At 37.8% G+C, this 20300-nt stretch carries 11 protein-coding genes and 1 pseudogene; 8 read left to right on the plus strand and 4 right to left on the minus strand.

Annotated elements, in window-relative coordinates:
- The first annotated feature begins 10 nt into the window (after positions 1–10).
- From ABH942_RS15725 to secDF, 7 genes are all read left to right on the plus strand, one after another.
- The gene (locus tag ABH942_RS15725; RefSeq protein ID WP_370033622.1) at positions 11–3028 is read left to right on the plus strand and encodes a tetratricopeptide repeat protein; all 3018 of its coding nucleotides are present in this window, start codon (positions 11–13) and stop codon (positions 3026–3028) included.
- A gap of 31 nt (positions 3029–3059) precedes the next feature.
- Positions 3060–4817, plus strand: coding sequence for a TonB-dependent receptor (locus ABH942_RS15730; RefSeq protein WP_370033624.1), 1758 nt, complete (start codon positions 3060–3062; stop codon positions 4815–4817).
- A gap of 154 nt (positions 4818–4971) precedes the next feature.
- Positions 4972–5421, plus strand: a complete 450-nt coding sequence (locus ABH942_RS15735) for a hypothetical protein (protein WP_370033626.1) — start codon at positions 4972–4974, stop codon at positions 5419–5421.
- A 204-nt stretch (positions 5422–5625) separates the two neighbouring features.
- Positions 5626–7242: an asparagine synthase B gene (asnB, locus tag ABH942_RS15740; RefSeq protein WP_370033628.1), complete on the plus strand. Its 1617-nt coding sequence runs from the start codon at positions 5626–5628 to the stop codon at positions 7240–7242.
- Positions 7243–7463: 221 nt separating this feature from the next.
- The gene (gene gyrB / locus ABH942_RS15745; RefSeq protein ID WP_370033630.1) at positions 7464–9404 is read left to right on the plus strand and encodes a DNA topoisomerase (ATP-hydrolyzing) subunit B; all 1941 of its coding nucleotides are present in this window, start codon (positions 7464–7466) and stop codon (positions 9402–9404) included.
- A 54-nt stretch (positions 9405–9458) separates the two neighbouring features.
- Positions 9459–10394, plus strand: a complete 936-nt coding sequence (mdh, locus tag ABH942_RS15750; protein ID WP_370033632.1) for a malate dehydrogenase — start codon at positions 9459–9461, stop codon at positions 10392–10394.
- A gap of 221 nt (positions 10395–10615) precedes the next feature.
- Positions 10616–13633, plus strand: coding sequence for a protein translocase subunit SecDF (secDF, locus tag ABH942_RS15755; RefSeq protein WP_370033634.1), 3018 nt, complete (start codon positions 10616–10618; stop codon positions 13631–13633).
- A 380-nt stretch (positions 13634–14013) separates the two neighbouring features.
- Here secDF and lgt read toward each other — a convergent pair whose 3' ends face one another.
- The 4 genes from lgt to folE all read right to left on the minus strand — a co-directional run bounded on the left by lgt (position 14014) and on the right by folE (position 17516).
- On the minus strand, positions 14014–14943 hold the full coding sequence (gene lgt, locus ABH942_RS15760; RefSeq protein WP_370033636.1) for a prolipoprotein diacylglyceryl transferase: 930 nt from the start codon (positions 14941–14943) through the stop codon (positions 14014–14016).
- A 66-nt stretch (positions 14944–15009) separates the two neighbouring features.
- Positions 15010–15255: a membrane protein insertion efficiency factor YidD gene (gene yidD, locus ABH942_RS15765; RefSeq protein WP_370033644.1), complete on the minus strand. Its 246-nt coding sequence runs from the start codon at positions 15253–15255 to the stop codon at positions 15010–15012.
- Positions 15256–15313: 58 nt separating this feature from the next.
- A complete protein-coding gene (gene cysS / locus ABH942_RS15770) occupies positions 15314–16792 on the minus strand; it encodes a cysteine--tRNA ligase (protein WP_370033638.1) in 1479 nt (492 codons plus the stop codon).
- A gap of 52 nt (positions 16793–16844) precedes the next feature.
- The gene (gene folE / locus ABH942_RS15775; RefSeq protein ID WP_370033640.1) at positions 16845–17516 is read right to left on the minus strand and encodes a GTP cyclohydrolase I FolE; all 672 of its coding nucleotides are present in this window, start codon (positions 17514–17516) and stop codon (positions 16845–16847) included.
- Between the two features lie 157 nt (positions 17517–17673).
- Here folE and ABH942_RS15780 point away from each other — a divergent pair.
- Positions 17674–20300 (plus strand): annotated as a pseudogene (locus ABH942_RS15780) (hypothetical protein); the annotation flags it as partial.

Raw genomic sequence — 20300 nt, forward strand, 5'->3', positions numbered from 1 at the left:
ACCATTAAAAATGCACAGACTTTCAAGGTTATTTCTGTTGTTTTCATTTATAGGAACCGCTCCGGTTTTTGCTCAGCAGACAGCAATTTACACCAACGATTTAACGGAATACAATAAGGCTGTTTCGCTTTATAAAGACAAGCAGTATCAGGCCGCGCAAATTATTTTTGAAAAAGTAAAAGCTGAAAACAGCAATAAAAATTCAGATATCCAAGCGGATTGTGCTTATTATATTGCAAATTGTGCGATTCGTCTGAACCAGGCCAATGCCGATCAGATGATGGAGAACTTCGTGGAAGATTATCCAACAAGCACAAAACAGAATCAGGCCTATATTGAAGTGGCACATTATTATTTCGAACAGGGAAAATATCCGCAATCGCTTAAATGGTTTGATAAAGTAGACGAAGGTTCGCTAAGCGATAGTGACCGCGAAAGATATAATTTCCAAAAAGGATATACTTTTTTTACTGCCGGTAAGAAAAAAGAAGCCACAAATTATTTTAATCAGGTATTGAATTCTAAAGAATACGGCTCACAGGCAAAGTATTATTTAGGCTTTATGGCTTATGAATCGGATGACTATACCAAAGCTACCAAATTGTTCGATGAAGTTTCTGGTGAAGAGAAATATCAGGAAAAGATGTCGTATTTCCAGGCAGATATGAACTTTAAGCTGGGCAAATTTGATAAGGCGATAGAGCTTGGAAAAGCGGCTATGGCTAAGTCAAATGCTTTGGAAAAATCTGAACTGAACAAAATTATTGGAGAAAGCTATTTTAACCTGAAAAAGTACGATCAGGCAATTCCATACCTGAATGAATACAAAGGAAAAAAAGGCAAGTGGAACAATACCGATTTTTATCAACTTGGATATGCTTACTATAAGCAGAATGACTACGAAAATGCGATTTCGCAATTCAATAAAATTATTGACGGACAAGATTTTGTAGCGCAGAATGCCTATTATCATTTAGGAGAAAGCTACTTAAAAACCGACAGGAAACAACAAGCGCTGAATGCATTTAAAAATGCTTCAGAAATGGCGTTTGATGCAAAAATTCAGGAAGATGCTTATCTGAATTACGCTAAGCTGAGCTATGAAATTGGAAACTCTTATCAAAGTATTCCTGCCGTATTGAATGGCTTTATTGAAAAATATCCAAAAAACCCAAGCAGGCCGGAAATTGAAACTTTATTGATTAACTCTTATATAACTTCAAAGAACTATAAGGAAGCATTGACTCTATTGGAAAAGAACAAAACTGCCAATAGAGAAGCGTATCAAAAAGTTACGTTTTACAGAGGTTTGGAATTGTATACCGATGGTAATTATCAGGAAGCGCTTGCCATGTTCAAGAAATCTTTAGCAGAAAGAAGCAATGCAAAATTTACTGCCCGTGCCACTTTCTGGAAAGGAGAGACAGAATATGTTTTGGATAGCTTTAAAGAAGCAGTGCTTACCTACAAGCAATTTTTGGGTGATGCAGAAGCTAAAAATACACCGGAATATAAAAACATATACTACAACTTAGGATATGCTTATTTCAAGCTGAAAGATTACGATCAGTCTGCAACCAATTTCCAAAGCTATATTTCAGCATCAAAAGACGATAAGGTTCGTTTGAATGACGCTTATCTTCGTTTGGGAGACAGCTATTATGTTTCGGCAAAATACTGGCCTGCTATGGATGCTTATAACAAGGCGATTGAAATCAAAGGAATCGATGCAGATTATGCGGCCTACCAAAAAGCGATCAGCTATGGTTTTGTTTCCAGAAACGAAAAGAAAATTGAAGAGTTGAACAGCTTTATCAAAAACTTCCCAAAGTCGCAATTGCGTGATGATGCTCTTTATGAACTTGGAAATACATATGTAGCAGAAAAGAAAACAGAAAGCGCCATCCAGACTTATGATAAATTGATTGCTGAATATAGAGAAAGCTCCTATACTTCAAAAGCAATTCTGCGTCAGGGATTAGTATACTACAATGCAGAAAAAGACGATCAGGCATTAACTAAACTTAAAAAAGTTGTGGCTGAATTCCCAAACACTCCGGAAGCCTTAGAAGCAGTATCTACAGCAAGACTGATTTATTTGGATAAAGGTAAAGTAGACGAATATGCTACATGGGTAAAAACCTTGGATTTTGTTGAGGTTTCTGATGCTGAATTGGATAATGATACCTATCAGGCAGCTGAAAAACAATACCTGCAAAACAATATCAAGCCTGCAATTGCAGCATTGAGCGGTTATGTTGCAAAATTCCCGAACGGAATCAACTCATTAAAGGCAAATTTCTATTTGGCACAATCGTATTTTGCTGATGGTTTGGAAAACAATGCCATCCCGAATTATGAGTTTGTAATTTCAAAACCAAGAAACGAATTCACAGAACAGTCACTTGCAAGACTATCTCAAATTCTACTTAAAAAAGCAGATTATGTAAAAGCAGCTCCGGTTTTGAAAAGACTAGAAGCAGAAGCAGATTATCCGCAAAACATAACATTTGCTCAATCCAATCTGATGAAATCGTATTACGAGCAAAAAGACTATGCCAACGCTGTAGTATATGCTGAAAAAGTATTGGCAAATGCAAAGACAGACGATAGGGTAAAAAGTGATGCTCAGGTGATTGTAGCGCGTTCTGCAATAAAAATCAATGATGAGGCGAAAGCTAAAACGGCTTATGCGAAATTGCAGACAATTGCTAAAGGAGAACTGGCGGCGGAAGCGTTGTTCTATGATGCTTATTTCAAAAATAAAGACGGAAAGTTTGAAGCGTCAAATACAGCGGTTCAAAAATTAGCCAAAGATTATTCAGGATATAAGTATTTTGGAGCCAAAGGCTTGGTTGTAATGGCGAAAAACTTCTACGGATTAAAAGACAGCTTCCAGGCGAATTATATTCTGGAAAGCGTCCTTAAAAATTTCAAGGATTATCCTGATGTTATTGAAGAAGCACAAAAAGAATTGGATATTATTAAAGGAGAAGAAGCAAAACGCAACTCATCCATCCAAAATTAATCACATCTCATTCTAATACAATTTAAGTAATATGACACATAAAACCCAATATAAGATTGCATTATTATTTCTTTTCGCAGGCTTGCAAGGAGCATTTGCACAAAAGAAGGATGAGAATATCGGAACCGAAGTCGTAAACGTAGTAAAACCATATACGCCAACCATTTCTGATGCTTTCAAAGTAAAAGAAACTCCGGCATTGGAAGACGAAGACAACACGAAAAAAGAAGAAATCAAATACAATATTTTCTCTTTTCCGGTAGCTTCTACATTTACGCCGGCCAAAGGAAAAGCGGCTTCTGTTGATAAAGCAAAACAAGAGAAACTATATAAAAATTATGCTACTCTAGGTATCGGGAATTACGGTACACTGAATGCAGAATTGTTTGTTACCGAAAACCTGAACCGTAACGAATATGTAGGCGGAATGCTTCGCCATCTTTCTTCGCAAGGTGGTATCAAAGACCTTTTGCTTGATGACAAATTTTACAATACATCGCTTGATCTTGCTTATGGAAACCAGCAGAAAGATTACTCTTGGAATGTAGATGCAGGATATCAGCATCAGATATATAACTGGTACGGATTGAGAAACGATTTTGCCAATGATTTAGCCGATCCACAAGACAGAAAAGACCTGATAAACAGTATCGATCCGCAGCAGACCTACCAAAACATTTATCTAGGCGGAAGAATCAGCGTAAAAGAAAGTATTTTTAAAGAAGCGAGCTTAAAATTCAACCATTTTTCAGATGCTTTTGGCTCTTCAGAAAATAGATTTTATGTAAAACCTGCCATCGGCTTGGATATTTCGGGCAATAAGATTAATGCGAATTTCATAATTGATTACCTGGGCGGTTCATTTAAAAAAGACTATTTTGGTACAACAGATATCAAGTACGGCTACACCAATATTGGTATACAGCCAAGTTTTATATACCAGCAAGACGACCTGACGGTTAATTTGGGAGCAGGACTTTTTTATAGTATGGACAATGAAAATAGCGACAATAAGTTTTTTGTTTATCCACAAGTCACAGCTACCTACAGAATTGTTGGCGATGTTATGATTGCTTATGCAGGAGCAGAAGGAAGCCTGAAGCAAAACTCGTATCGCGATTTTACACAAGAAAATTTCTTTGTGTCTCCAACACTTGGAATCGCTCCAACCGATCAGAAATATGATGTATATGTAGGTTTAAAAGGAAAAATTGCCAATAATGTGAGTTTCAATATTAGAGGTTCTTATAAAAACGAAGACCAAAAAGCCATGTTCTTAAGCAATCCGTACAATAATGAGAATCCAAATAAAGAAGGATATGCTTTCGGAAATTCATTTAGTGTAGTATATGACAACGTAAAAACAATCAGCTTTTTTGGTGAGCTAAAAGCCGACTTCTCTAAAAACGTATCCTTTGGTGTGAGCGGAACTTTTAACAGCTATAAGACAGATAAATTGGCTGAAGCATGGAACCTTCCACAACTTCAGATTGCTGCCAATCTTGATTTCAACATTACTGAAAAATGGTATGCCGGAACAAGCCTGTTCTTTGTAGGCGAAAGAAAAGATATTTTTAGTTATACATCGCTCCTAAGAAACGAAACAGAAACGGTGAATCTGGATAGCTATTTTGATCTTAATGCGCATGTAGGCTATAAATACAACGACAGATTGACTGCATTCCTGAGAGCAAACAACCTGACTAGTCAGGATTATCAAAAATGGCTAAACTATCCGGTTCAAGGAATTCAGGTTATGGCAGGAGCCAGTTATAAATTTGATTTTTAATAAATCAGAAATCAAAAATCTGAGGCTGGATAAATGCTAAGAAGAATCAATTTTAAATATCAAAAAGCCTGCATTCACCTGTAGGCTTTTTTATTGTAAAAAAATCAGCGAAAATCAGCGTCATCTGTTTTATCCGCGTCTAAAAAAATACCCAATGACACTCAAAGAAAAAACACTGAACTATTATAAACAGCTTGTCCAGGATAAAATCGATGCCTTTCAAGATATGATTTCAAACCTGACTGATGATGCTCAAAATGATGCAAAAGGCTCTGCTGGCGATAAACACGAAACAGCACTATCCATGATGCATCTGGAGCAGGAAAAACTCAATCACAAGCTAAAGGAATTCCTGGAGCAGAAGAATGTCCTGGATAAGATAGATTCTTCAAAAGAAACCAAGATAATCACTATGGGCAGTATCATCAAGGCGAATGGAATCTTATTGTTTATGAGTGCTGCATTCCCAAAAATTAAAATAGAAGAAAAAAACATTATTGCGCTTTCGCCACAATCGCCGCTAGGAAATAAACTTCTGGGACAGCAGGCCGGCTATAGTTTTGAAATCAACGGCACAAAATACCTGATAGAAGAAGTTCAATAATAATGATAGTATAACCATCCAAAAGGATGGTTTTTTTATAAAATAAACCAAATCGTCTATTTTTAAACGGATTAAATTTCATAATTGCTAAAAATAAACATTTTTAGTTTTAAATTATAACTAAAAATAGATTTATAGTTTAATAAATAAAACAAAAACCACAATTTTGCTTTAATAAAATAATCAAATTTAAAAAGTAAAGATATGTGCGGGATAGTAGCAATTATAGGAAAAGGAAAAGATGAAGAATTAGTAAAACAGCTTTCAAAAAGAATGTCACATCGTGGGCCGGACGAAAGCGACCTGTATGTTACTGATAACGGACATATCTTAAGCCACGAACGCTTGTCGATTATCGACTTGCATTCCGGAAGACAGCCTATAAAAGGAACCAAATCGGCTTATATGGTTCATAATGGCGAAATCTACAACCATCAGGAATTAAGAGACACGGTATTGAAACATCATACCTTCAGAACCAAATCAGATTCGGAAGTAATCGTGCATCTGTATGAAGAATTTGGATATGATTTTTTAAACAAGCTCGATGGCGATTTTGCTTTTGTTGTTATTGATGGTGATGATTTTATAGCGGGAAGGGATGCTGTGGGTGTAAAGCCATTGTATTACGGACTTGATGAAAGAGGACGTATCTACTTTGCTTCAGAAATGAAACCAATAGCTGACCAATGCAAGACATTCGCGACTTTTCCTCCGGGACATTATTATACGCAAAAAACAGGCTTTGTAAAGTATTACAGACCGGAATATGAAGACCACGAAAAAGCTACAGAAGTTCTGGATTTGTCAAAAATCAGGGAAACCTTAACCGAAGCTACAAGAAAAAGATTGATGAGTGATGTGCCTATTGGAGTGTTGCTTTCCGGCGGATTGGACTCCTCCTTAACATCGGCTATAGCGGCACGATTGCTAAAAGAAAAAGGCAAAGAATTGCGCTCGTTTTCTATCGGACTGGATGCTGAAGCGCCCGATGCAAAAGCAGCCCGAAAAGTAGCCGAGTTTTTAGGTACGGAACACCATGAAATCTATTTTACAATTGAGCAGGGAATTGAGATTCTGGATAAATTAATTTGGCATCTGGAAACCTATGATATCACCTCTATTCGTGCCAGTACGCCAATGTATTTCCTTTCAAAAGCGATTACAGATATGGGTGTGAAAGTAGTGCTGTCAGGTGAAGGAGCCGATGAGATTTTTGGCGGATATCTTTATTTCAGAAACGCACCATCAACAGAAGATTTTCAAAAGGAAACCATCGAAAGAGTACAGAAATTGTTTACTGCCGATTTGCTTCGTGCAGATAAGTCAACAATGGCTCACGGCCTCGAAGCTAGAGTGCCATTTTTAGATAAAGCATTCCTGGATTTGGCAATTAGTATTCGTCCAGAAGAAAAACAACCAAAAACATACGATGGAGTTGAAAAATACATTCTCAGGAAAGCATTTGATACACCTGAAGATCCATATTTGCCACAGGAAGTATTGTGGAGACAAAAAGAGCAGTTTTCAGATGGTGTGGGCTATAACTGGATTGATACGCTGATTGACTATTGTTCTTCTCAGGTTACAGATTTGCAAATGGAACAAGCCGCCGAGCGATTTACATACAACACTCCGGTAACAAAAGAAGCCTACTTCTATCGTGACATATTTCACAAGCATTTTCCACAGCTAAGTGCGGCCCAAACCGTTAGGAAATGGATACCAAAATGGCAAGATAACTTAGATCCGAGCGGTAGGGCAAATGCAGCACATATTCAGGCAGATACTGCAATATCAAAAACCAGTGCTGTAGCCTGATTTAAAAATAAAAGTTTAGTTTGTTTGTTGCAAAAGCGTTCACTTTAAAGTGGCGCTTTTTGCTTTTTTAAAAAGGCTTGCCAGATGTTGAAAAATAAATGGCTAAACCTTAAAAATGTTGATAACTTAAGTGCTAAAATCTCCTTTTGTGGCTGATTATCACTCCTGTTTTTATATATTTGTTCGTTAAACAAAAAAATACCTTTTTAGACAGATTATATATGAGCGAAGAAATCAATAAGAGCAATTATTCAGCCGATAGTATTCAAGCATTAGAAGGGATGGAGCACGTTAGAATGCGTCCATCGATGTATATTGGAGATGTAGGTGTAAGAGGTTTACACCACTTAGTTTATGAAGTTGTCGATAACTCTATCGATGAGGCAATGGGTGGCTATTGCGACACTATATCCGTTACCATTAATGAAGATAATTCCATAACTGTTGAAGATAATGGTCGTGGGATTCCTGTAGATATCCATAAAAAAGAAGGTGTTTCCGCACTTGAGGTTGTAATGACTAAAATTGGTGCCGGAGGTAAATTCGACAAAGACTCATATAAAGTTTCCGGAGGTTTGCACGGAGTAGGTGTTTCGGTGGTAAACGCCTTGTCCAACCATATGAAATCTACCGTTTTCCGTGATGGGAAAATTTATGAGCAGGAATACGAAAGGGGAAAAGCAATGTATCCTGTAAAACAGATTGGCGAGACTGAAAAAAGAGGTACGCGCCAGACGTTTTATCCGGACGATACTATTTTTACGCAGACAACAGAGTTTTCATACGATACGCTTTCTGCACGTATGCGTGAACTTTCGTTCTTAAATAAAGGTATCACCATTACTTTTACAGACAGAAGAGAAAAAGATGAAAAAGGAGAGTTCGTGAGCGAAGTTTTCCATTCTGATGAAGGTCTTAAAGAATACATCCGTTTCCTGGATGGTAACCGTGAGCCTATCATTTCGCATGTAATCAGTATGGAAAGCGAAAAGGGTGAAATACCTGTTGAAGTAGCTTTGATTTATAATACCAGTTACTCAGAGAATATTTTCTCTTATGTAAACAATATCAATACCCATGAAGGAGGAACGCATTTGCAAGGTTTCAGAACTGGTTTGACCCGTTCTCTTAAGAAATATGCTGATGCTTCCGGTCTTTTGGAAAAACTGAAGTTCGAAATCACAGGAGACGATTTCCGTGAAGGTCTTACAGCTATTATTTCTGTAAAAGTTTCGGAGCCTCAATTTGAAGGACAGACCAAAACCAAATTGGGTAACAGAGAAGTAGTTTCTCCGGTTAGCCAGGCGGTTGGAGATATGATTGAAGCCTATTTGGAAGAAAATCCAAATGATGCAAGAGTAATCGTTCAGAAAGTTATTTTGGCAGCACAAGCGCGCCACGCAGCTAAAAAAGCTCGTGAGATGGTGCAAAGAAAAACCGTTATGGGTGGCGGTGGATTGCCAGGTAAATTATCGGACTGTTCTGAACAAGATCCGGCAAAATGTGAGGTTTTCCTTGTCGAGGGAGATTCTGCGGGCGGAACTGCAAAACAAGGACGTGACAGGAATTTCCAGGCTATTTTGCCATTGCGTGGTAAAATCCTGAACGTTGAAAAAGCAATGCACCACAAAGTATTCGAAAATGAGGAAATCCGAAATATTTTTACAGCTCTTGGTGTAACTATAGGAACGGCTGAAGATTCGAAAGCCTTAAATTTAGAAAAATTAAGATACCATAAAGTAGTAATCATGTGTGATGCCGATGTCGATGGTTCTCACATTTCTACCTTAATATTAACCTTCTTCTTTAGATTCATGAAAGAGCTGATTGAAAACGGACACGTTTATATCGCAACGCCTCCTTTATATATGGTGAAGAAAGGAAACAAAAAAGAATATGCATGGAATGACACCCAGCGTGATGAAATTACGGAAAAAATGGGTGGAGGTTCTAACATACAGCGATATAAAGGTCTTGGGGAGATGAATGCGGAACAATTGTGGGAAACTACCTTGAATCCGGACTTCAGAACTTTGCGTCAGGTAACAATTGACAGCCTTGCAGAAGCTGACCGTATTTTCTCTATGCTAATGGGTGATGAGGTACCGCCTCGTCGTGAGTTTATCGAGAAGAATGCGGCCTATGCCAAGATTGATGCATAATCTCTTTTGAATTAATTTGAAATAAACAACAACAAATAAACAAATACAATTATTATGAAAGTTACAATAGTAGGTGCCGGAAATGTGGGCGCAACCTGCGCTGATGTGATTTCCTACAGAGGAATTGCCAGTGAGGTAGTTTTATTAGATATTAAAGAAGGATTTGCAGAAGGTAAAGCAATGGACATCATGCAGTGCGCTACAAATACAGGATTTAATACAAAAGTTTCCGGTGTAACCAATGATTATTCTAAAACTGCTAACAGTGATGTTGTGGTAATCACTTCTGGTATTCCTAGAAAACCAGGAATGACAAGAGAAGAATTAATCGGAATTAATGCTGGAATCGTTAAGTCGGTTGCAGAAAATGTTTTGAAATATTCTCCAGATACCATCGTAGTTGTAGTTTCTAATCCAATGGATACAATGACCTACTTAACTTTAAAAGCAACCGGACTTCCAAAAAACAGAATCATCGGAATGGGTGGTGCTTTGGATAGTTCCCGTTTCAGATACTATTTGTCAAAAGCTTTAGACAAACCATCTAATGATGTTTCGGCTATGGTAATTGGAGGACACGGTGATACTACTATGATTCCGTTGACTCGTTTGGCGTCTTATAATGGTATTCCGGTTTCTGAATTTCTTTCACAAGAAGCTTTGGATAAGGTAGCAGCAGATACTATGGTTGGTGGTGCTACATTGACAGGGCTTTTAGGAACTTCAGCTTGGTATGCTCCGGGAGCTTCTGTGGCTTATCTAGTTGACAGTATCTTGAATGACCAGAAGAAAATGATTGCTTGTTCTGTATTCTTGGAAGGAGAATATGGGCAAAATGATATTTGTTTGGGTGTTCCTTGTATTATAGGAAAAAATGGTATAGAAGAAATTCTTTCTATTAACCTGGATGAAAAAGAAAAAGCATTATTGGCGAAAAGTGCCGATGCGGTAAGAAATATGAATGCCGATTTAAAGTCGGTTTTGGCATAATTTCTACCTTATAAATTAAGAGACTGCTTCTTGCAGTCTTTTTTTTATGATATAATTAGCAAATTAATTGGTTAATCTTTTGGTTAATTATATATTTGCTCGTTTTAAAAAAAAGGGAATAAGTCAAGTTTTATTGTTGTTATCTGATAACTGCTTGATTTAGCCTGTTTTATCTGTTTGAACACACCAAGAATAAGAAATTTAATTAATTTTTAGTAATAATGCAGAATAGAGGACTCGTTAAATTTTTTGCAATTTTATTTGCATTGGTAAGTATTTACCAACTATCATTCACATTTGTCGCCAACCGCGTTAAGAGTGATGCAAAAGCTTTTGCTAACGGAGATGAGAAAAAAGAAGTAAAGTATCTGGATTCAATCGGCAAGGAAAATGTATATAACCTTGGCTTTACGAAATTTACTTACAAAGAAGTTTCCGATAAGCAAATCAACAAAGGGCTTGACCTTGAAGGTGGTATCAATGTGATTTTGCAAATTTCTGTAAAAGACGTTTTGAAAACTTTGGCTAATCACACAAAGAACCCGGTTTTCAATAAGGCTTTAGAAAATGCTGATAAGAATCAACAAGGTAACCAGGATTATATCGATGCCTTTTTTGTAGCATTTGATGAAGAGTCTAAAGGAGCCGTAAAATTAGCAGATCCTGAAATTTTTGCACACCGTAATCTTGAAGAAGTTAACTTTAACATGAGTGACTCTCAGGTGAAGACAATCATTAAGAGAAAAGTTAAAGAATCGGTTGAGAGCGCATTTAGAGTATTGACTGAGCGTATCGACAAATTTGGTGTAGTTCAGCCAAACATCCAGATGCTAGGTGAATCAGGAAGAATCTTGGTAGAACTTCCAGGTGCAAAAGATGTTGACCGTATCAAAAAATTATTACAAAGTACAGCCCAGCTTGAATTCTGGGAAACGTATAAGATTGAAGAAATGGGTAATTTCTTGATGGCTACTAATGAAGTCCTTAAGAAAACCGAAAAAGCAATCGAAACAAAAGAAACTCCTAAAACAGCTAACGATACTCTTGGAAATCTGTTAACAGATGCTTCAAAAGGTTCTGATTCTACTGCTGTAAAAGGAAACAATCCATGGATTGATAAGATGACTGCTTTTGGTCAAGGTCCTATTTTGGGTTATTTCTCTCCAAAAGACACTGCAAAAATCAACTCCTACTTAAAAATGCCGGAAGTGAAATCACTTCTTACAGGCGAACAGCGTTATGCTAAATTTGTTTGGAGCAAGCCTCAATTTATAAATGTATTAAATCAGCAAATTGTTGATCCAACGAAAACACCAAAATCTAAAAAGGTAGAAATTTTAGAATTATATGCATTAAAAGGTAACAGACAAAATACTCCGGCAATGAGCGGAGGTGTTGTAACTGATGCTAGCGACAAATTCGACCAGATGGGTAAACCGTCTGTAGAAATGGTTATGAACAGCAAAGGAGCTAAAGATTGGGAAGCTCTTACTGGAAAAGCATATACTGAAAAAGGATTCATCGCTATCGTTTTGGATGATGTAGTATATTCTGCACCAGGTGTAACCAGCGGTCCTATTACAGGTGGTATTTCTCAGATTACAGGAAACTTTAATATTTCTGAAACAAAAGATTTAGCAAACATTCTTAGAGCAGGTAAATTACCAGCTTCTGCAGATATCGTTCAGTTCGATGCTGTTGGTCCGTCATTAGGACAAGAAGCTATTGACAATGGTATCACTTCAGCTTTGGTTGGATTACTATTGGTTTCGCTTTGGATGGTTGTGTATTATGGAAAATCAGGTTGGTATGCTAACGTTGCATTAGCGGTAAACTTACTTTTCTTGTTTGGTATCTTGGCTAGTATCGGTGCGATTTTGACATTGCCTGGTATTGCAGGTATCGTATTAACAATGGGTACGGCAGTAGATGCTAACATTATTATCTACGAACGAGCGAAAGAAGAATTGCGAATGGGCAAGACGCTAGAAGAAGCAGTGAAAGTTTCTTTCAGCTGGAGAGGAGCGATGTCGTCTATTACGGATGCAAACGTAACTCACGTTTTGACTGGAGCTGTATTATTCATTTTTGGAACAGGACCAATTAAAGGTTTCGCAACTACATTGTTGATCGGTATCTTCACATCTCTATTTACATCAATCTTTATTACAAGAATCTTGTTAGAGTGGAGTATTGCAAGAAAGAACAACCTGACGTTCGTAACATCAATGTCTAAAAACTGGTTTACAAACTTCAACTACGATTTCTTGGGTAAAAAGAAAATCACTTATATTTTCTCAAGTTGTGTTGTTATTGTGAGTGTTGCTTCGTTCTTTATCAATGGACTTGACGAAGGTGTTGACTTCAAAGGAGGTCGTACATTCCAAATCAGATTTGAAAAACCGGTAGAGGCTTCTGAAGTATCTGATGAGCTTACAAAAGTATTCGACGGAGTTGTTCAGGCTAAAGTATTAGGAGATAAAGAACAGCTTAAAATTGTTACTAAATATAAGATTGATGACGCAAGCTCTGAGGCTGATATTGAAGTAAACAAGATGTTGTTTAACAACCTTAAGAAATATTATGGACCAGATTTGACTTATGAAAAATTCGTAAACGCTTATGATGGTAAAACTGTAGGTATTGTATCCTCTTCTAAAGTAGGTCCTGCTGTTGCAAAAGATATTAAAACAAACTCTTTCTGGGCTGTTTTAGGAGCTATGGGAATCGTTTTCCTTTACCTGATGATAAGTTTCAGAAAATGGCAGTACAGCCTTGGTGCGATTGCAGCTGTTGCGCATGACGTTATCTTCGTTTTAGGTATTTATTCATTATGCTATAAATTCATGCCATTCCACATGGAAATGGATCAGCACTTTATTGCGGCTATCCTAACGGTAATCGGTTACTCGATGAACGATACGGTAATCGTATTCGACAGGATTCGTGAATATCTTGCAGGTAAAACAAAAGGTAGCTTCAATGAAATCGTAAACCGATCAGTTAATACTACAATGTCAAGAACTTTAAACACTTCGTTGACAATGATTATGGTATTGCTAATCATGTTTATCTTTGGTGGTGAATCTATCCGCGGATTTATATTCGCAATGCTTGTAGGTATCATCGTAGGAACATACTCTTCATTGTTCATTGCAACACCAGTTCTTTGTGACTCGATTTCTGATGCTGAGCACAAGAGAATTGAAGATATGCACAATAATACTGAGAGCAAATAATTAAAATAAGTTCTCTTAATAGATAGAAAAAAGCCCGATAGATATATCGGGCTTTTTTTGTTTTATATGGTTTCAGGAAGTCTGCATAGGGTGGTGCGAAAGGTTTACTTCAAGGTCTCGCTCCCCATAAGATTTGCGTCTTAGCGCCTTTTGCGAGCAATTATTACCTCGCAAAAGCAAAGTATGGTTGTTCTAAGGTGTTGAAATTTGAAAACAGGATGGGAGCTAGGGCTTGATATATGAAAGAGGTTTTAAGCCGTAAATTAGCCTTTTTTAGAGCTTTTTTCAATTCTTGATACTCATCCTGGAAAAAGTTTGGAGATTTCTAAAAACCAATAAAAAAGGGCCCGAAGGCCCTTATGATATTTGGTATGTAATTCTTATAAAGAACTTACTTTTTTTTCTGCATTAAAGATAAAATACAAGCCGGCAATTATAAAAGGAATACTGAGCCATTGTCCGGTAGAGAAAAGACCTAGAGATTCTTCAATTCCGCCCTGACTTTCTTTAACAAACTCGACCAAGAAGCGTACAGTCCATAGTAAAACTAAAAATAAACCGAAAAGATATCCGCTTTTTTCTCTGGCCTGTGTTTTCCAGTAGGCGAAAAATAGGATAAAGAAAACAATCACATAACCTACGGCCTCATATAGCTGTGCCGGATGCTTTGCCGGAACCTGTTGCAGTATAGCCGCATATTCAGGATTAGTTGCGATTTGATGGTAAGCATCTTTAACATTGTTGGTTTTGGTTTCAATCATAGCAACATCTGGTTTGATGCTATCTCGTACAAATTTGATTCCTAACGGAGAATCAGTTTTGTGACCTACGATTTCAGAATTAAAGAAGTTTCCTAGCCTTACAAAAATAGCACCGCTAGAAACTGGAATAACAATACGATCCAAAATCCACATAAGCGGACGCTTGATAATATTTTTACTGTAAAAATACATCGTAATGATAATGGCTATTGCTGCTCCATGGCTTGCCAATCCTGAAAATCCGGTAAATTCAAAATGCGGTTTTGTCTTAAATGGAAGGAATACACTCCAAAAATCTTCACGGAAAAGTTCCGACTGGTAAAAAATAACATGACCTAAGCGGGCTCCTATTAATGTTGCAAAAAAGGTATAAATAAAGAGCGTGTCTAATTTTTCAATCGATTCGCCTTCGCGCAAATATATCTTTTTCATTAAATACCATCCTAGTACAAAGGCAATTACAAACATCAGGCTGTAATAACGCACTACGAAAAAACCTAAGTCAATGCCCTCTGATGGATTCCAAACAATGTTTAGAGCTGTAGTCATAATTTTGAAGTTCTGAATTTAGCTGTAAAAATAAAGATTTGATTTTAATGGAATCAAAAAAAGGAGTTAATGTTTGTGCTTGCAGGCTTTTTCAGGAACAGGATCGTATCCTTTTCCTCCCCAGGGATTGCAGCTCAATATCCTACGGATTCCCAAATAACCACCTTTAAACAGGCCATGCTTTTGTAGTGCCTCTATCGTGTATTGGGAGCAGGTGGGTTGGTAACGGCAGGCAGAAGGCAAAAAAGGAGAGATGCCGCCTTGGTAAAACCGGATCAGAAGCACAAACGGAGCGATAAGTATCTTTTTCAGATTCAAAATAGTGCTGTTAAAAAAAAATGATGAAACTGTAATGCTTCATCATGATTTGTTAGTTTATGGAGAATGTCGTTCCTTCTTTACCATCTTTGAGATTGATTCCGAGATCAGTAAGCTGATCCCGAATCTTGTCAGAAAGTGCAAAATCCTTATTGGCTCTTGCTTCGTTTCGCATTCCAATAAGCATATTGATGACATTGTCTAATTTGTCATTATTTTCAAGTGACTTTTCGTTTGTCAGTCCCAAAACGTCAAACAAGAAATTTTCAATAGTCTTGGTGAACAGATTTAGGTCTTCTGAAGTAATTGTCTCTTTCTTTTCTTTTAGCAAATTGATGTAACGAACCGCTTCGAAAAGCTGCGCTATCAATATTGGAGTATTGAAATCGTCATTCATGGCATCATAACATGCTGCAATCCATGCGTGGATATCAAGTGATGATTTTTCAGCAGGAATGATCTCGTTTATTGTGTCATACGCATCCATCAATCGGATGAAACCTTTTTCAGAAGCTGCTATGGCATCATCAGTAAAGTCAAGATTACTTCTGTAATGTGCCTGAAGCATAAAAAAGCGCGCCACAGCAGGAGCATATTTTTTGCTTAAAAAAGGACTGCCGCCCGAATAGATTTCTCTTGGCAATATGTTATTTCCGGTAGATTTGGCCATTTTTTTACCATTCAAGGTAAGCATATTGGCGTGCATCCAGTAATTTACGGGAGCTTCTCCGGTACAAGCTTCATTTTGTGCAATTTCGCATTCGTGATGAGGGAATTTAAGATCCATTCCGCCGCCATGAATATCAAAATGATTGCCAAGGTATTTTGTGCTCATTGCCGTACATTCCAAATGCCATCCCGGGAAGCCATCACTCCAAGGAGAAGGCCATCGCATGATGTGTTCCGGCTCGGCCCTTTTCCATAAGGCAAAATCTTGCGGATTTCGTTTGTCAGATTGACCATCAAGCTCACGCGTATTGGCAATCATATCTTCGATATTTCTACCGCTTAGTTTTCCGTAATGATGGGTCTTGTTGAATTTCTGAACATCAAAATAAACAGAGCCGTTAGAGACATAACCAATGCCATTTTCGATAATCTTTTTGATAATCTCAATTTGCTCGATAATATGTCCGGTAGCTGTAGGTTCTATGCTTGGTGGAAGGAAGTTGAATTCCTTTAGGATTTCATGAAAATCAACAGTATAACGTTGTACGATTTCCATAGGCTCGAGTTTCTCAACGCGGGCTTTTTTGGCAATCTTATCTTCACCTTCATCTTCGTCGTCTACTACGTGGCCTACATCTGTAATGTTGCGTACATATCGTACTTTGTATCCAAGATGTAGCAGATACCTGAAAACGACGTCAAATGACATGAATGTCCTTACGTTTCCTAAATGCACATTGCTGTAAACTGTTGGTCCGCAAACATACATTCCAACATTGCCCTCATGAAGGGGAATGAAAACTTCTTTTTCTCCGGAGAGTGAGTTGTATATTTTTAGATTTTGAGTCTTGTACAAAGGCATATGTTGTCGGTTTTAAAATTTGAGCCTTAAAAAAGGCTATAGGGTCAGTTGTTTAAAACTGAGTGTCAAATTTAATATAATCTAGGAATTCTCGTCTCGTAGCTTCATTTTTAAATTTACCGCCAAATTCAGAAGTAACAGTACTGCTTTCGATGTCTTTAATTCCGCGTGAATTTACACAAAGGTGTTTGGCATCAATTACGCAAGCTACATCTTCCGTGTTTAGGACTCTTTGCAGTTCCTGAACAATCTGCATCGTAAGTCGTTCTTGAACTTGTGGGCGTTTTGCAAAATACTCAACGATACGGTTCATTTTAGAAAGACCTACCACTTTTCCATTGGAAATATAAGCGACATGGGCTCTTCCTATAATAGGTAGCAAGTGATGCTCGCAAGTAGAATATAGGGTAATATTTTTTTCTACAAGCATTTCACCGTATTTGTAATTGTTGATGAAAGTTGAAGCGTTTGGTTTTTTTGCCGGATTCAAGCCGCCAAAAATCTCTTTTACAAACATCTTGGCAACACGGTTTGGAGTACCTTTCAGACTGTCATCCGTAAGGTCCATTCCCAATGTTAAGAGAATGTTTTCAACGTCTTTTTTTATAAGCTCGATCTTTTGGTCATCTGTAATATCAAAGGCATCGCTTCTTAAAGGATTTTTTGCATTTGTGGCAATATGGTTATCTCCAATTTCGTCTAGAAAATCTTCGTTATTTGTCATTGAAAATTATATATTATGGTAAGTATGTATTAAAGACTGCAAAGATAAATAATAAATAGCAAAGAAATTCCATAGATGTTAAATTTAAAAATTTTCAAAATTTAAGATAATTATTTCTTAAATTTATGTAAATTTCGCTCCTCAAAATAATCTAAAAATGAAAAAGAATTATCTTTTATTATTCTTATTTGCTTTATTGTTAACGAATAGTTACGGCCAGGATATAGGTTGTGTGCGCGTAAATGCGAATACTCCGCTGCCTATTTGTAACGTTGGTGATTCAAGGACTATCACGGCTTCACCACCGATTAACAGTGTGCCGAGACAGACTACAAGTTATAACATTTCTCAGACTCCTTTTGTATGGAGAAGTCCAGATAATATTAACGATATAACAAGTATCACTTCGGATGATAAATGGTCGGCTGTTATACCGCTCAGAGGAAAACAAACAGTACCTTTTAACTTTTGTTATTTCGGCCAAAAATATAGCGATTGTTTGATAGGGGATAATGGAGTCGTTACTTTTAGTATCTTGGGACATCCGGATTCTCCAGGAGGATTATATAGACCAAGTTTTCAGGTGCCGGCTGAAAGTGGTAGTGGATGGGCTTTTAATGTGCCAATTCCTTCTGGTCCAGGTTACGGCCCACCATATAAAAGTGCAATCATGATGTTGCAAGATTTAAATATTGCGAATAATCCTACTTCGACCAGCACAATTAACTATTTTACAGTTGGTACATATCCGTGTAGGGCATTCGTTGCAAACTGGCAAGACGTACCGCATTTTAGTTGTAATCCTACTGTGCAAGGATACCAATCCTATCAAATCGTATTGTTTGAATCTACCAATATTATTGAAATTCACGTAAGAAAAAGAACGTCTTGTCCTAATTGGAATGGAGGAAATGGTCTGCTTGGTATTCAAAATGCAGATGGTTCTATTGCATATTCTCCAACAAGTCCAAATAGAAATACAGGTACTTGGCAGGTTCCGGAGACTCAATCGGAAGCATGGAGGTTTACTCCGAGCGGTCCAATGGTTCCCGTTACTTACCAATGGTATGAACAAGGTAATCCAGGTACAATTATTGGTACGGGACCAAACTTAACTGTAACTCCTGCAGTAACGACTACTTATTGCGTTGTAGCTACCTTTGGAAGTTGCAGTCCGTCAATCCCACCAATTACAACTCAACCAGCTTGCGCTCCAGTAAAAGTGGGAGAACCTGTTGGATTTCCTCCAAAAAATATTAAACATTGTACTACTGATACTAATCCTAGAGTTTTTGATATAGGAATCAATACCGATGTTATTCTCGGTACTACTGTCCCCGGGCCACCAAATAATTTGAATCCGTATGATTTTGATATTAATTATTATGAGAACCTTGCGGATGCACAAAATGATGCTAATCCGATAAATACAGCATTTTATGATCCTTCAGATACGGATGCGCCGGTTTTGTATACACTTCCGGCACCGGATATGACTAAAACGGTATATATTAAAATACTTGATGTTATATCGAACTGTTCTTACATTCTTCCTTTTGATTTGATCTTAAGGGATTGTGATGCTCAGCAAATAGCACCGATTATTCTTTGCGACATTGGAAATGACTCACAGGAAAATTTCAATTTAAATGATGAATTGCCGGCAATCAATGCTGCAATTGCAGCTGAAACAGGTAATCCGCTTCCGGCTGACTTCTCGATAACCTTCCATGAGTCTGAAACCGATGCTGATGATGTCTCAACAGCTCTTACTCCTGCGGAAGTAATGTCTTATCCTGCTACGACAGGAGATAGAGTATACGTTAGAGCAGAGAGTATTGCTGATCCTACATTCTATTATGTGTATTACTTTGACTTGCGCTTAGTGCCTACACCAATAGCTACTATATCTGGAACCACACAAATTTGTGAAAATTCAACAGCTACCATTACAATAACTGGAACGGCTGGAGCTACTGTCCGGTATACTGATCATACAGGTGCTACAGTATCTGTTGTTTTAGTAGATGACGGGACAGGAACAAACACTGGGGTATATATATTTACAACACCAGCTGTTATTCCGGCAAACTCACCATATACTTATACTTTGGTTGATGCTAGCTTGACAACCAGTGGGGTTACTTGTACGCAACCGTTGACAGGTTCGGCTGTTGTAACTGTTGGAGGTTTACCAACCGCCGATATTACTACAGCAAATACTCCTATCTGTGAAGGTACTGCTCTTGCCATCGATGTACTGGGGACGCCTGGTACTACAGTGACCTATACTGACCCTGCAGGGCTACAGCAGACGCTGCTTCTTGACGGTACGGGCCACGGCACCATAAATTTTCCTACGACGGCTGCTCCGGGCACGTATACCTATACCCTTGTGAAGGTATCTACAGCCAGCACGCCTCCATGTGAACAGAACCTTACGGATTCCGTTACCATAACGGTAAGACCTTTGCCAACAGCAACTATCCACCAGGTAGATACTCAGGTATGTCTTGGCAATCCATCTAGGGTAATAATTAGGGGACAACCAAATGCTACCGTTACTTATTTAATTGATAGTGCGGCAGACCAAAAAATACTTGATGCTACAGGAGAATACGTTATTCTTGAGGTGCTTCCTACAGCTGGTACGCATACCTATACCCTTGCTGGGGTTAGGTCAGCCGATGCCCCATTCTGCGTACAGCCAGCTTCAGGCAGTGTTACAATCGAGGTAACGGATGCCCCAGTTGCTACGATATCGACCTCTACACCGGTAATCTG

Source organism: Flavobacterium sp. 28YEA47A, assembly GCF_041262125.1.
GTDB lineage: Bacteria > Bacteroidota > Bacteroidia > Flavobacteriales > Flavobacteriaceae > Flavobacterium.

Bases quoted from the DNA above. Each gene is read 5' to 3' on its own strand.
- ABH942_RS15725 (WP_370033622.1), top strand. From the start codon at position 11: ATGCACAGACTTTCAAGGTTATTTCTGTTGTTTTCATTTATAGGAACC.
- ABH942_RS15730 (WP_370033624.1), top strand. From the start codon at position 3,060: ATGACACATAAAACCCAATATAAGATTGCATTATTATTTCTTTTCGCA.
- ABH942_RS15735 (WP_370033626.1), top strand. From the start codon at position 4,972: ATGACACTCAAAGAAAAAACACTGAACTATTATAAACAGCTTGTCCAG.
- asnB (WP_370033628.1), top strand. From the start codon at position 5,626: ATGTGCGGGATAGTAGCAATTATAGGAAAAGGAAAAGATGAAGAATTA.
- gyrB (WP_370033630.1), top strand. From the start codon at position 7,464: ATGAGCGAAGAAATCAATAAGAGCAATTATTCAGCCGATAGTATTCAA.
- mdh (WP_370033632.1), top strand. From the start codon at position 9,459: ATGAAAGTTACAATAGTAGGTGCCGGAAATGTGGGCGCAACCTGCGCT.
- secDF (WP_370033634.1), top strand. From the start codon at position 10,616: ATGCAGAATAGAGGACTCGTTAAATTTTTTGCAATTTTATTTGCATTG.
- lgt (WP_370033636.1), bottom strand. From the start codon at position 14,943: ATGACTACAGCTCTAAACATTGTTTGGAATCCATCAGAGGGCATTGAC.
- cysS (WP_370033638.1), bottom strand. From the start codon at position 16,792: ATGCCTTTGTACAAGACTCAAAATCTAAAAATATACAACTCACTCTCC.
- folE (WP_370033640.1), bottom strand. From the start codon at position 17,516: ATGACAAATAACGAAGATTTTCTAGACGAAATTGGAGATAACCATATT.